Here is a 14,393-nt window from a genome sequence, read left to right on the forward strand (position 1 = left end):
ACCCGCAAGGGGTGCCCCTACACCGGGCCCGGTGTAGGGGCACCCCTTGCGGGTGCCCTGGCGGGGTGGATGCTTCGCATGCCGTCGCCGAGGCGTTGACGCCGACAGGGTGGGCGTATGCATCATAATATGTCAAAGGTAATTGGTATAAATCCCGATCAGGAGGATCACCATGAGCGATGAACTCTCGCCACCTCTTCCGTCTCTCGCGACGATCATGACGGCTGCAGATGATCTGATGGTTCCCAGTGAGCAGGACGCGCCTTTGCTTCCGTTTCACTGGCCTGGTGACGAACCCCTGACACCGGCATCGCTCGCTGCGTTGTTGGGGCTTGCCCCTGAGACCCCGGTGGAGCAGCGTGAGCTTGAGGCGTTCTTTGGCCCGTTAACCCGTACGCGCTCCTGGCATAGCCTGGCTGACCATGCACTGGTCGAGCGTTTCGCCCACCTCCACGCGACGTTGCTGGCGACCTTGACCGACCCAGTCGTCTATCGACTTGGCACGATCGAGATTCAGGTGGTGATTGTTGGGCGTGATGCGTCCGGCGCGCTCGTTGGGTTGCATACGACGGTGGTTGAAACGTAGGAGTCTCGTCCCTATGAACGTCTTTGTGCTTGCTCTGCCTCGTCTCACCATTTTCCTGTTGCTGCTCACCCTGCTCGCTGGCTGTGTTTCAGGATCAGCGCAGGTCACCGATGCGAGTCGCCACCTTGCCCTGGGCAATCCGAGTGGGGCGGTGGTTGATGTCAGGCAGCCTACCAATTATCTGTTGCTGCGCAATCAGTATGTGGTTGGCTACCATCGGGATCGTGGTATCCCCAACTGGGTCAGTTGGCACCTGCAAATGAGCGATTTCGGTCCTGCTGAACGCTATAGCGGTTCCTTCATTACCGATCAGAGTCTGCCGGAGGGTTGGTATCAGGTGACCCACGCTGACTATACGAGTTCGGGGTATGACCGCGGCCATATGACGCCTTCGGCTGATCGGACGGCGACGGAAGAAGATAATATCGCCACGTTCATCCTGACCAATATTTTGCCCCAGGCCCCCGACAATAACCGTGGCGTCTGGGCACAACTCGAAGAGTATGCCCGTGCCGTGGTGCGTGAGGGCAACGAGGCCTATATCATCGCCGGTAGTGCCGGAAGTTTGGGCACCCTGGCGCAGGGGCGGCTGACCATCCCCGAACATGTCTGGAAGGTCTTGCTCTTCCTGCCTGAAGCCGAAGGCGACGACGCCGCACGGGTGACCGCCGACACGATGGTGCTGGCCGTCTGGATGCCCAACGATAACAGTGTCGCGAACGCTTCGTGGCAAGATTATCAGACGACGATTCGTTGCCTCGAAGATCTCACGGGCTATGATTTTTTCTCTACCATCGAACCGACGCTCCAGGATCTGATCGAAGGCCAGGGTTGTCCTGACGGCAAGCCCTACCGCGCTATGCTCCCGCTCGTCGTTGATGATGAACCTGCCCCGCCGCCGCCGGTCTTCGCTGGCTGCAACGTCGATCCTGGCCCCGGCGTCGCCCCTGAGCGCCCCGTGCGCATTGTCACCGTTGATAAAATTGCCGAAACCGTGACCCTCGAAAATGTGAGTGCGACTCCGATCAATCTGGATGGCTGGCGTATGTGCAGCATCCGGGGTGGACAGGATCATCCAATCAGTGGTATGCTCGAATCAGGGACGACGCGGGTTTTCCCTGGTCCAGACGCCAATATTTGGAGCAATAGCTCTTCTGATCCCGGGGCACTCTATGATGCCGAAGGCTATCTGATCAGCTATTGGCCCGATTGAGAGGAATAGATGCAATTCACCGGTCTTCACCATGTGACGGCCATTTCGGCCCGCATTCAGGCCAATTATCAGTTTTATACCCAGACGCTCGGGATGCGTCTGGTCAAGCGTAGTGTGAATCAGGACGATGTGAGTGCCTATCACCTCTTTTATGCCGATGCGAAGGGGTCGCCAGGCACTGACCTGACCTTTTTTGATTGGCCGGTACCACCCGAGCAGCGTGGTGGCCGTTCGATTACGCGTACCTCGTTGCGTGTCGCCGGTGCCGAGGCGATCACCTGGTGGTGGCAACATCTGCGTCATTTGGGCGTCAAGGTTGGCGAACCCGCCGAAAGCGATAGCCGCCTGACCCTCGCTTTTGAGGATGGCGAAGGCCAGCGCTTGGCTCTCGTTGACGATGGCGAAGTCGGTTCGGCCTATCCATGGGAACGTAGCCCTGTGCCAGCGGCCTATCAGATCCGCGGCCTGGGGCCGGTCATGCTCAGCGTCCCCGACCTCGCTCCGACCGATGCCGTGCTCACCAATGCGCTCAATATGCGCCTCGTGCGTGACTATGCCCATCCCGATGATGCCCGTTCGACGGTACACGTCTATGCAATGGGTGACGGAGGCCCCGCAGCCGAGTTGCATCTCGCCGTGCAACCTCATCTTCCTCCTGCGCACCAGGGTGCTGGCGGGGTGCATCATCTTGCCCTGCGTACCCCTGATGATGCCTACGACGCCTGGGCGCAGCGGCTACGAGCGCTCCGCATTCCCAACAGTGGCAAAGTCGACCGCTACTGGTTCCGCAGCCTCTATTTCCATATCCCAGGGGGCATCTTGTTCGAGATTGCCTCGGATGGCCCTGGTTTTGCCGTGGACGAAGACGAGGCGACCCTGGGCGAGAAGATTGTGCTCGCGCCCTTCCTGGAACCGCAGCGCGAAGCCATTGTGGCAAAACTCAAGCCGCTAAACGATGCCTAGAACCAATAAGGCGGTTGGTTTGACGCAAAGACGCCAAGGCGCAAAGGTTTTCGTGGAGGTGCGCAACCCTTCGCGGCTTCGCGTGAGTTTCTTTGCGCTGGGTCACACCCTCCAGGGCTACGCTGAAAATGGGGAACTTGGTTCCCCCATTTTCAGCGTAGCCCTATCGCGCCCTCAAGGCAAGTGTAAGCGTTTCGCTAGAACATGCTATCATAGCATTGACTCCGATCTGAACCAGTTCCATAATAGTTATAACAAGAAAAAATGACGTTTCTGGTTCAGTGAGGAGATATCCATGAGTGAGTACACCGACGCTGCCCAGCTTTCGATAGAAAATGTATTGCCCCTGCTTGTCCTTGAAGGGGCCGTTGTCTTTCCCCATACGGTCATTAGCATTACGCTGGATGATGGTAATCTGCACGCCGCCGAGGCGGCGCTCAAGGGCGATCGCCACATTTTGCTGGCTGTCAAACGCCCCGATGCCGATGCGTCAGCCGAGCTCGCCGCACAACTCTTTCCGATTGCGGTGATCGGGCGGATTGAACAGTCGGGTGTGTTGCCCGGTGGTGCCAGCGGCATCATTGTGCGCGGTCTCGTCCGGGCCGAGTTGCAGGATCAGGTTGCGAGCGAGCCGGCACCTTCTTTTCGCTTTGTCCGCCGCCCTGATGTGGTTGAACTGACCCCCGCCCTCGATCAGTTGATGGTTGAAGTGCGTGCGGTCATTGATGCGGTGCTTGCCTTGCGCCCTGGCATGACCCAGGAGATTCGTAATTTTGTGCGCTCCATTGAAGATCCGGGCCATCTCGCTGATAATACCGGCTATTCCCCTGATTATACGCTCGAAGAACGCCTCGAGCTGCTCGCAACCTTTGATGTCACTGCGCGCCTGATCAAGGTGCGCGAGGCCTATCGCCAGCAACTTGCCCTGCTCGAAGTGCAGCATCGTCTCCGCCAGGAGGTGCAGGATAGTTCGACCCGTCAGCAGCGCGAGTTCTATCTCCGCCAGCAGTTGCGGGCGATCCAGAAGGAGCTTGGTGAGGACGATGCCGAGGCCACCGAGCTTGACGATCTCCGTGAGAAACTCGCCGCTGCGCAGTTGCCCGAGGCAACGCGCAAAGAGGCCGACCGCGAACTGAGTCGCCTGAGCCGGATTAATGGCAGTTCGCCTGAGTATCAGATGGTGCGTACCTACCTTGAATGGCTCGCCGAGTTGCCCTGGGGGGTCTATACCGGCAAACCGATTGATATGGCCTTTGCCCGCGAGGTGCTCGATGCCGATCACTATGGCCTTGAGCGCGTCAAGGAGCGTCTGCTCGAGTATCTGGCGGTCAAGCAACGCCGCGCTGCGCTCGGTGAGGATACTGGGCGCGCCGGACGCGAGCCGATCCTCGCGTTTGTTGGCCCGCCCGGCGTCGGCAAGACGAGCCTCGGGCAGAGCATTGCGCGTGCCCTTGGCCGTACGTTTGTCAGGATGAGCCTCGGTGGCGTGCGCGACGAGGCCGAGTTGCGCGGTTTCCGCCGTACTTACATCGGTTCACAGCCCGGCCGCATTATCCAGGAACTGCGCCGCGCTGGCACGGCTGATCCGGTGATCCTGCTCGATGAGATCGATAAGATCGGCAGCGATTATCGCGGCGATCCTGCTGCTGCGCTGCTTGAGGTGCTTGACCCTGAGCAGAATTACACTTTTACCGATCACTATCTCAATCTGCCTTTTGATCTTTCCAAGGTGCTGTTTTTGGCAACGGCTAATAATTGGGATACCGTGCCACCCGCCCTCCGCGACCGCATGGAGGTGATTGAACTTGCCGGCTATGTCGAGAGCGAGAAGTTGCGCATTGCCGAAACCCACCTGGTGCCCCGGCAGATCCAGGCCAATGGCCTGCGAAACGAAGAGGTTCTGGTGGAGGAGCAAGCCCTCCGCGCCATCATCAATGGCTACACCCGTGAGGCGGGCGTGCGTAACCTCGAACGCAACATCGGCGGAGTCTTGCGCAAAGTCGTGCGTCAGATCACCGACACCAACCACGTTGCCCCGCCCCCGGTGATCGTCGACGGAGCCTTCGTCCGGCGTTCGCTTGGTCGCCAGCGTTTCTATAACGAGGCGCAAGAGCGCATTGATCAGCCAGGTGTCGCGACTGGTCTGGTCTGGACACCCGTGGGCGGCGATATCATTTTTGTCGAGGCTGTCGCTGTCGAAGGCAATCGTGAATTGAAGATTACCGGTCAGCTCGGTGATGTGATGCGCGAAAGTGCCGAAGCTGCGCTGACCTATGTGCGTTCGCGGGCCCAGACGCTGGGCATCGATCCACGCTTCTTTGAGACCCACGCGATCCATATCCACGTCCCTGCCGGCGCCGTCCCTAAAGATGGCCCCTCGGCAGGCATCACGATTGCCACCGCGCTCGCTTCGGCGGCGACCGGCCACCTGGTGCGCGAGGATATCGCGATGACCGGCGAGATCGCCTTGCGTGGACGAGTTCTGCCCATCGGTGGCATCAAAGAGAAGGCGCTTGGAGCGCACCGCGCAGGCATTCGTACGATCATCCTACCCCGTCGCAACATGGCCGAACTCGATGAAATGCCCGACGAGATCCGTGCTGAAATGACCTTTATCCCGGTGGATACGCTTGACGAGGTGCTCAGCGTCGCGTTGCGTCCCGATGAACGTGCCACCCTTGGGGCGATCCTCGCCGCCCCCAGGAGTGAGGAGTTGCTGCCTTCCGTTTGATGAGCGTTTGCCGCACGCAAAACTGCCAGCAAAGCTGGCAGTTTTGCGTGCGGCAGAGCTGTCTTACCCTCGCCGGCGCAACCAGAGGGCCGCCCCAGCACTGAGCAGCGCAACCGCAGTTGCGACCCATGCCGCCGGGCCGACCAGCGGCGTTTCGGCCTGTTTCCTCGCGATCCCGGAAAAAGCCCAGGCCAGCACCAGCGGAAACGCAACATCCTGCTCGCGTACTCCCATTGCTGCGCCTACACCTGCGCCAACCCCCAGCATCCCCGTCGTCCAGACCTCGGGACTCAAGCCCATGCCGTCCCATTCGGCATCATAGAGCACGACGGCGGCATTGACAATCGTGGCGACGCTGGCCCAGCCGAGATAGATGCTGAAGGGCAACCGGGCTAGTAGCCGGTCTGCCAGCGGCATCTCGGTGGCCTTGCCGAGGCGGCGATCAATCGTGATCAGCGCCAGCAACAATCCAATGATGACCCCCAGGCTGATCCCCAACTGGTTGTAGTGCCAGAGCACAATCCAACTTGCATTGGCAGCGCAGCTAAGAATGAACGGCCACGCGATCCGCTTGAGCCGTTCATTGTCGCGGTTCGATGGCAACGCCTGGTAGACCGCGTAGCTTAACAGGCCTGTGTAGATCACCCCCCAGATGCCAAAAACATAGCCAGGTGGGGTGATTAAAATAGGAAACTTGTCCGAAATTTCACCCGTGGTTTGTCCGTTAATTGGAAGCGTATTCGCTAGCACATTCACCGTTAATGTCCCGGCGAGCGCAGCCAAGACCGCCCCCTGGCGCGTCAGATGAACGTACGTTGGTTGCGCACCAGCAGTCGCAGCATTTGTCATGAGTCTCTCCTCCGAGTATACTGTTTCTATCCACAATGTTAGACCTGTCCAAGGTACGAGGAGCCACCATGTCTTCCTGGGAGTCCTATCTTGAGGCCCACCAGCCTCGTTTTGTTGACGAACTGCTCTCCTTCTTACGCATTCCAAGCATTTCGGCTATTCCGTCCCATGCCGCCGACGTGCAACGCGCCGCCGAGTGGGTCGCCGCACGGGTCGCTGCCGCCGGACTTGAGCATGTCGAAATTTTGCCGACGGGCGGGCATCCGGTGGTCTATGCCGACTGGCTGCATGCCCCGGGCAAGCCAACCGTGCTAATCTATGGTCACTTTGACGTTCAGCCGGTGGATCCAGTTGATCTCTGGACGCATCCCCCCTTTGAGCCGCACATTATTGATGGCAAAGTCTACGCCCGTGGGGCCAGCGATGATAAAGGCAATATGCTGGTGCCAATCCTTGCGCTCGAGGCGCTTCTTCAGAGCATAGGGCACTTGCCGGTGAACGTCAAGGTCTTTTTTGAAGGCCAGGAGGAGATCGGCAGCCCGCAGATCGGGGCGTTCTTGCCGCAACACAAAGACCGCTTTGCCTGCGATCTTGTGCTCAACGCCGATGGCGGCCAGTATAGCGAGACCGAACCCGCGATCCTCGTGGCGCTACGGGGTGGCTGCGGGGTGCAGATCGATGTCAAAGCGGCCAAGATGGATCTGCACAGCGGCCTCTATGGTGGCGTCGTGATGAATCCCATCCATGCGCTGGTGATGATCCTCGACTCGATGCGCTCGCGTGATGGACAGATCACCATCGAAGGCTTTTACGACCAGATTCGTCCACTCACTGACCTTGACCGCGATCGGATTGCCGCCGTGCCCTTTGATCCCGAAGCGATCATGGCCGATCTCGATGTGCCTGATCTCTTTGGTGAAGCTGGTTATACGCCGCAAGAGCGTGCCTGGGCCCGACCGACCCTTGAAGTCAACGGGGCCTGGGGGGGCTTCCAGGATCCAGGCATCAAGACCGTGCTGCCAAGCATGGCTCACGCCAAAATTACCTGTCGCCTCGTCGCCGACCAGGACCCCGAACGGATCGTCCAGTTGCTCCAGGCGCATGTCGCCCACCATACGCCGCCCGGCGTCACCGCGACCGTCACGCCACTTCCCTTCCGGGCGTCCCCCTATCTGACCGAAGGCAATGACCATGGCAACCAGGTTGTCCGCGAGGTGCTTGTTGAGCTGTATGGACGCGAACCCTACTATGTACGCAGTGGCGGCTCGATCCCGGTATGTAGCCTCTTCCAGCAGCATCTCGGCGTCTACAGCGCCAGTCTCGGCTTTGGCCTCGACGATGAACGCCAGCACTCACCCGACGAATTCTTCCGCCTCGCCAGCTTCCGCCGCGGCCAGACCGCTTACTGCATGACGCTCGAACGCCTCGGTCGCTAACTTTTTCGCTTCTGGTGGCGCAAACGGCCAGCGAAGATGGCCGTTTGTGCCAGCATAAGCATAGGTTTTGAGGGCGCGAGCCCTCAAAAGGAATGAAAGATGATCAACCTCCTCCCTGTCTTCACCGGCCAGCAAACGATGGCCGATCTTGTTGCCCCAATGACGATCGCGGATCTTCGCAACGAAACCAACGAACTGACCACGCACATCCTGGCCTTGCTTGCCGACTGTGACGATGACGATGTCACCTTTCAGCCCGTTGACCCCGAGGCCAATGACCCCGTCGCCAGTTCTGCCGAAGAGGTCGGCATCGCCTGGACCCTCGGCCATGTCATTGTTCACCTGACCGCAGGTAACGAAGAGATGGCCGCGCTCGCCGCCGAACAGGCTCGTGGCGTGCCTTTCCACGGACGTTCGCGCTACGAGGTTCCTTGGGAAACAATGACGACCGTGGCGCAACTCCGCGATCGCCTCGAAGAGAGCCGGCGCATGTGCCTTGGCTCACTTGACATGTGGCCTGATCAGCCCGATCTTGACCTCACTGGCGAAGCCTGGCCCGGCGGCCCGGTGGTTGATGCCCGTGGTCGCTACCTCATTGGCATCGGCCATGCCGTGAGTCACCTCGACCAGATCAAAGAGATCATTCGCCAGAGCCACGCAGCAAAAAAATGAGTAAGGCATAGGTATGGAGGGCTTTGCCCTCTATACCTATGCGTTGCAGTGGTTCTGAACCTAGAAGGGCGAAGCATCCTATGCCTGACGACTCGCAGTTTCACTCGGCTCTGCGCAAGCTTGATGAAGCCTTGCAGTCCCTTCCCGACGAGCCTTCCGAGGCCGATCGGGCGAGGATTCCGCTCACCGAGATGCTCACGCGTCTCGTCGTTGGCATCGTACTGCTTGGCCTCGATGCCCTCGCAGCACGCTCGGTGGCATGGGAAAACGAGGCTGGCCTTGTTCGCGATGCTTCCCCACCTGTGCCTGCCGCTGGTGAGCCGGGTTCGGCTCGTTTCCGCCAGGCGCTGATCGGCTGGATCTTTGAGAGCGAGCAGCGGCTGCGTCCACAGGGCAGTCCAGTTGCCTGGTTGCGTTCGGTGATCACGTATCTGTTTGGGACGCTGTTTGCGGTGCTGATCGAGTTGTTGCCCTTGCCTCGCCCCGGTTTTCGTCGCACCAAACAGCCCCTCGCCGAGCCAACTGATGAAGAGACCCGCCGCTGGATCAGTCGTGGCCGTGACGAGGAAGTACAGAGTCGCCGCCTCGCCGCAGTCGCCCTGGAAGATGGGGTCAATCAGGCCATCATCTATCTCGCCCGTCGCCCTGCGGTCGCTCAGGCGCTTGGCGAAATTGTGCGCTCACCGGCGATGGACGATGCGGCTCGCCACCTTGTCGCCGGCCCGGTTGTTGATGAGGCGATCAAGCGGGTCATCGCCAGCCCGGCCCTCGATGATGTGATTGTCCGGGTCGGCCAGAGTCCGGCACTCGATCAGGTGATCACGCAGGTGGCACAGAGTCCGGCGCTGGATGCGGTGATGCTGCAGGTTGCCAACAGCCCGGCACTTGATCAGGTGATCACGCAGGTGGCGCAGAGTCCGGCGCTGGATGCGGTGATGCTGCAGGTTGCGAGCAGCCCGGCACTTGATCAGGTGATCACGCAGGTGGCGCAGAGTCCGGCCCTGGATGCGGTGATGCTGCAGGTTGCCAGCAGTCCTGCGCTTGATCAGGTGATCGATCAGATTGCGCAGCGTCCCGCACTTGAGCAAGCAGTCAGCCGCATTGTGCATAGCCCGGTCATCGAAGAGGCCGTCAGCCACATTGTGCGCACCCCGGCGATGGAGGATGCCGTCAAACATCTGGTTAGTACGCAGGCCATGAATGAAGCAATTGACACCCTGGCCCAATCGCCTGCCTTGGTCTCCCTTGTTACTACCCAGGGTTCATCGCTTGCCAACGAGGTGCTTGGGCAGGTGCGTTCGCACGCGATCAAGACTGACGATGGACTCGAAGGCTTGCTGCGCCGTCTGTTGCGCCGTCGCCCGCGGGCAGAGCTGCCCGATGCCGCGCAAGGGTTGCTCGTCGATAGCGAGGCTCTCTCTGCGCGACGGCTCCGCTCACGGTGGAAAGGAGGCGCTGATGGACGTTAAACCAGATGCCGCACCGGTGCCCGTCGCGCCGGGCTATTACCTGTACGAAGGGCCGTACTTTGCCCGGTATGCTGGTTTTGCCTCGCGCTTGCTTGCCATGATGATCGATCTCTTGATCGTTGCCATCATCTGGATCTTCTGGGGCCTCACCTTCAGTTTCCTGGGACGCACCTCGGGGATCAACGAGTTACTGAATCTGGTGGGCAACTTCTTTCTCTGGATTACGCCCTACCGCAGCATTGTCAGCATCGCCCTCGAAGTCTCGGCACTCTTGCTGGTCGCCCAGATCTACTTTACCTTCTTTTACGGCTTTGGTGGGGCCACCATTGGCAAATACCTGATGGGGCTGCGCGTTATTCGTCGCAATGGACAACCACTCTCGTTGGCTCGTGCTGCGTTGCGCACCCTCGCCTATACGGTCTCATCGCTCGTCATCTATGCGGGCTTCTTCAACATTCTGCTTGATGAACGCCGCCGTGCCTGGCATGATATCCTGATCGGGACGGTGGTCGTACATACCTGGCAGGGTAGTCCCGATGAAGCAGAGCTGTAAGCCTGCCGTTCCCAAGACACTGGTTCTGCTGGCGCACGATGCCAGCTTTGTTGGCATCGTGCGCCAGCAGAACCATGCTTATTTACTCCGCAAGACTTCTTGCACGACAATATCGAGGCTGACGGCCCGCCCGAGTTGCTGCTCTATATCCTGACGCCCCTGCGCGACCTGCTCTGCGGTCAACGGTGCGTCGCTTGTCTGCCGCATCGTCGCAATAATGCTCAGTGGGTCACTTCGGCGTAGTTCGACGCCAACTAGTTCCGCATTGGGAAAAGCTGCCCGTAGTTCACGCTCGATCCGTGCGTTCGACAGGGGATTGACGGCAAAGCCGACGATCAGGCTGAGGATGAGACCAAACATCGCAATACTGATCAGTGAGCCGATGCGCCGGACGCGGGCGGCTTCGGCGGGGGGTGGGCGCAGGCCAAGGTAGACAAACGTGGTCGCGGCGGCAAACATGATGGCGCTGATGTTGGTGAGAAAGAGGAGGAGACTACCCTGGTAGAGTGGGCTGTCGCCGATCGCGACTGCAATGCCGACCGTACAAATAGGCGGCATCAAAGCGGCGGCGATCGCGACGCCAGCCAGGGCGGCCGGGATATCTTTGCGGGCCTGCGCGTAGGCGGCAATGACGCCAGCGGCCAGCGCGACGCCGAGATCAACTAGGCTTGGATTACCCCGCGCCGCCATTTCGCTCGTCACGATCAACCCCGGGCTCAGCAAGCCAATCATCCATGCCACCCCAAAAGCGACCAGAAAGCCTTCAACGAGCGTCAACACGGCTTGCCGGATGATGCTGGTGCGCCCCCCGGCGATGCCGGACGCAAAGGCGATCAAGGGCGACATCAAGGGGGCCACGAGCATGGCCCCGATGATCACCGCATTGCTGTTCGATAAGAGACCCAATGAGGCGAGGATGGCGGCAATCACGACCAGTACGTTGTAATCGAGACTCGTGCGGCTCATCTGGTCGGCACGACTCATCAATTCACGTTGCTCGACTGGGGTCACGGTTGGGCGCAGCCAGCGTTTGATCCAGGTGAACAAAGAGGGGTTTGGGCTTGCCTGGGTCGCGCCTCGCTCGCGAATCACCAGCACGACAGGCCCTTCAGCGCCACGCAATAACGCTTTGGCTACCCGGTTGTAGAACCAGTCCTCTTCATCGGCATGGGCGTAGTCATAGCCCGTCACAAGCATTGTCTGCTCATCGGTACGTTTGAAGATGCCCCGTATCGGATCATCATCGTTGATATGGGTGCGCGCGAGATTCGGATCAAGTCCCAGTTCCTCGAGCCTCCGCCGCAGATAACGCCGCGTTGCACCTCCGGTCTGGGCTTCGCCTACCGTCACCATCTGCATTGGACGCCCCAGGTGTTCGGACAGCTGGCTACCAACCCGTAAGGCTTCCTTCGACAGATCAGTTACATCGCAGGCTACCGTAATCTGCCTGATATCGGCAGGGCCTGGACGATAGATGACCACCGGGCACGGCGAAGTCGCCGCGATATTCTCGGCGATCGAACCGATGCCCGAACGCTGGGCAGGATCGCGACTGAGGCCAAGCAGAATCAGGTTGCTCCCATATTCACGCGCAACATCAAGCACGCCCCGTGCCACACTCGAGGCATTGACGCTCAGCGTCTTGACTGGCGTGCCTTGCTCGTTCAGCCGCTTCACGACCTGCTCGATGGCACCGACATTCTCGGCTTCATCTTCCACCGAACCAAGCGAAACGGTTAAGACGATGATGCGCGCCTGATCGCCTTCCGAGAGCAGCTCGGCAAGCCGAACCATCTCTTCAACTGGCTCGGGCTCATCAGCCGCGACAATGACGGTGCTTTTGCGTGAACGAAGATTTCGTGCCACGTATGATCCTCATCTACATATCTGGGCGATAGACAAAAAAGAGCGGCTCACCGTTCATTGGCGATGGCACAACTTCAAGGGTACCATCAGGGAACCGGGGCGTGATGAACGCAAGCTCATCGCGGCGCTCTGGTAGCAAGATAAAGACCAGGGGTTTCGCGAGATTGGCAAGTTCGCCTTCGATGGGGGCCGTCAGTGGCTCGGTCACGTCTAGCCCTCGGCTCTCGCCCGTCAGATACAGAATCGTCCCGAACCCGTAATACATCCGTGGCGCTCCAAGAAAGACAACGAGCGCTTCCGGGTCAACCCGTTCAAGCACATAATCGGCCATGCTCGTCGCGACGAGGCTATTGGTGTGCCCATAGATCCGCCTCGGTGTGTAATCAACGACATAATAGCGCACGCTGAGCAGGCTTAAAACAAGCGCGATTGTGCCAATGATGAGCCAGAAACTGCGTGCGACTGGCACCGCCATCGCTGCCCAGATCCCCCGCAGAAAGAGTGCAAGGCCAAGGATGACAAAGAAGACTGCCGGTTGCGCCGTGGTGATCAAACGCTGCAATGAGGGTGGATTTTCGGTCAAGACGCCACCAATGATGACCGCCCCGCCCCACCAGGCGACGAGTGGAAAGAGCCGCCGGTTCCCCAGATGCAGGATCGCATAGCCCAGGCCGAGAATGAAAAAGGCCCCTTCGACCAACCCAAAGAGCGGATCAGGCGCACCGTACCAGAACGTTGGATCAGAGATTGCATTATAGAGCAGGATGGCCTTCCAGAACTGGGTGGTCATGATCTCCAACGCACTTTGACCCAGAATGACCTGCTCGCGCTCGAGCCACCCGCTCTGAAAGACGCCAACGGCATTGACGCGGGCGTTGAAATCGTCAGGAAACCGGAAGGCGTACTGGATCATTGGTGCCGCTGTCACCAGGCCCACGCTGAACAGGGCGACGATCCCGCTCTGCTGCTCACGCCACAGCCTCTTCCCGTCACGGATCAGCAGGAGGAGCAGCACCGCGATCATCAGGACAACTGTCAGGCGCGCGCCGGCGTAAAAGTAGTGCGCCAGCCCGATCACCATGCCGCTCAACCCCCACGCCAGCGGCTCGCGCCGATCGTATCCCCGATAGAGCAACAGCAGCATCAGGGCCACAAACAGGCCGTCGGCAATCTGATTCGAGCCGAGCCGCGAGAAGTGCAGATGGTAGTGAAACCCGGTCAGCAAGATCGCCGTGCCCAGCGCAAGACCGGGGCTGGTCAGGCGGGCCACCAACAGATAGGTGACCGGGATCGTCAGCGTGCCAATCAGCGCCCAGGGCAGTCGCAACCCGACAAAGGTATGCCCAAAGAGCGCGATGGTCGGCGCGTTGAAGTAGAAACTCATCGTCGGGACGCCAAGCCACCCTGTACTAAAGGGATTGTTGATCTCGCCCCGCAAGACTTTCATTGCTTCGAGACCCTGTGACCCCTCGTCGCCGCCGAGGGTTGCCGGCATTGCGTCGAGTTGCCAGACCCGCAACACCAGCGCTACCAGCGTCAACCCCGCCAGTGGCATCCAGGGCCGTGCTTCGGCAAGGGTGGGCCAGCGCAGACGAGGCCACGTGCTCGGCGCTGGCGCAAAGGCTGCTAGGCTGCACCCGATGGCGATGATCCACAAGAGGGCATACCAGTTGTACCCACTCGCCGGAGCTGGCAGCGCCAGACCCGCCAGCAAGATGAGCGTTGCAACGACTGCGGCCATCAGCAACCCGATCCGCCAGCGCTCGCCTGTCAACGTCACTGCTGTCACCGATGGCTGCGTCTCGATTGGCGCGGGCCGCAACAGCATCTCGCGACTCACCCCTCTGAGGGCCAGCATCAGCATTGGCACCGATAGTAAGGCAGCCGCTAGCGCCCAGCCATCAAAAGCGCGCTGGCTCAGCCAGCGCATCTGCGCAAAGAGGGCCAGACCAAAGGCGACGAGCAGCAACACCGGAATCAGAACCGTTTCACGATACGAGCTCTTGGCATCCGATGTAGCCTTGGAGGGGAGGGGTATCTGACTTGAATCCATGC

At 59.9% G+C, this 14,393-nt stretch carries 11 protein-coding genes; 8 read left to right on the forward strand and 3 right to left on the reverse strand.

The features are described from left to right. The first annotated feature begins 172 nt into the window (after positions 1–172). The 4 genes from EYB53_RS13775 (at position 173) to lon (ending at position 5,493) form a co-directional block, all read left to right on the forward strand. On the forward strand, positions 173–586 hold the full coding sequence (locus EYB53_RS13775; RefSeq protein WP_135478857.1) for a nuclease A inhibitor family protein: 414 nt from the start codon (positions 173–175) through the stop codon (positions 584–586). 13 nt (positions 587–599) lie between these two features. After that, positions 600–1,799, forward strand: coding sequence for a DNA/RNA non-specific endonuclease (locus EYB53_RS13780; RefSeq protein WP_167857404.1), 1,200 nt, complete (start codon positions 600–602; stop codon positions 1,797–1,799). A gap of 9 nt (positions 1,800–1,808) precedes the next feature. After that, positions 1,809–2,762 carry a ring-cleaving dioxygenase gene (locus EYB53_RS13785; protein ID WP_135478862.1) on the forward strand — a complete coding sequence of 318 codons (954 nt, stop codon included), beginning with the start codon at positions 1,809–1,811 and terminating at the stop codon, positions 2,760–2,762. 295 nt (positions 2,763–3,057) lie between these two features. Beyond that, positions 3,058–5,493, forward strand: a complete 2,436-nt coding sequence (gene lon / locus EYB53_RS13790) for an endopeptidase La (RefSeq protein ID WP_135478864.1) — start codon at positions 3,058–3,060, stop codon at positions 5,491–5,493. Between the two features lie 63 nt (positions 5,494–5,556). Here lon and EYB53_RS13795 read toward each other — a convergent pair whose 3' ends face one another. Beyond that, positions 5,557–6,342 carry a TspO/MBR family protein gene (locus tag EYB53_RS13795; protein ID WP_135478866.1) on the reverse strand — a complete coding sequence of 262 codons (786 nt, stop codon included), beginning with the start codon at positions 6,340–6,342 and terminating at the stop codon, positions 5,557–5,559. A gap of 68 nt (positions 6,343–6,410) precedes the next feature. Between EYB53_RS13795 and EYB53_RS13800 the strand changes: the two genes are divergently transcribed. From EYB53_RS13800 to EYB53_RS13815, 4 genes are all read left to right on the forward strand, one after another. Next, positions 6,411–7,778 (forward strand): dipeptidase, encoded by a 1,368-nt coding sequence (locus EYB53_RS13800; RefSeq protein WP_135478868.1) that lies wholly within the window; start codon positions 6,411–6,413, stop codon positions 7,776–7,778. A 99-nt stretch (positions 7,779–7,877) separates the two neighbouring features. After that, on the forward strand, positions 7,878–8,450 hold the full coding sequence (locus EYB53_RS13805; RefSeq protein ID WP_135478870.1) for a DinB family protein: 573 nt from the start codon (positions 7,878–7,880) through the stop codon (positions 8,448–8,450). Positions 8,451–8,530: 80 nt separating this feature from the next. Continuing rightward, positions 8,531–9,919 carry a hypothetical protein gene (locus EYB53_RS13810; RefSeq protein ID WP_167857405.1) on the forward strand — a complete coding sequence of 463 codons (1,389 nt, stop codon included), beginning with the start codon at positions 8,531–8,533 and terminating at the stop codon, positions 9,917–9,919. After that, complete coding sequence (locus tag EYB53_RS13815; RefSeq protein ID WP_167857406.1) at positions 9,909–10,472, forward strand: RDD family protein; 564 nt, start codon at positions 9,909–9,911, stop codon at positions 10,470–10,472. Before EYB53_RS13810 ends, EYB53_RS13815 begins: the two co-directional genes overlap by 11 nt. Before the next feature lie 78 nt (positions 10,473–10,550). On the opposite strand, the gene EYB53_RS26385 is transcribed toward EYB53_RS13815, so the two are convergent. Both EYB53_RS26385 and EYB53_RS13825 read right to left on the reverse strand, forming a co-directional pair. After that, positions 10,551–12,338 carry a DUF389 domain-containing protein gene (locus EYB53_RS26385; protein ID WP_135478874.1) on the reverse strand — a complete coding sequence of 596 codons (1,788 nt, stop codon included), beginning with the start codon at positions 12,336–12,338 and terminating at the stop codon, positions 10,551–10,553. A gap of 13 nt (positions 12,339–12,351) precedes the next feature. Continuing rightward, entirely contained in the window at positions 12,352–14,391 is a 2,040-nt protein-coding gene (locus EYB53_RS13825) for a glycosyltransferase family 39 protein (RefSeq protein ID WP_167857407.1), read from the reverse strand. Between the last annotated feature and the right edge of the window lie 2 nt (positions 14,392–14,393).

The sequence above is a fragment of the Candidatus Chloroploca mongolica genome (assembly GCF_004762035.2).
GTDB lineage: Bacteria > Chloroflexota > Chloroflexia > Chloroflexales > Chloroflexaceae > Chloroploca > Chloroploca mongolica.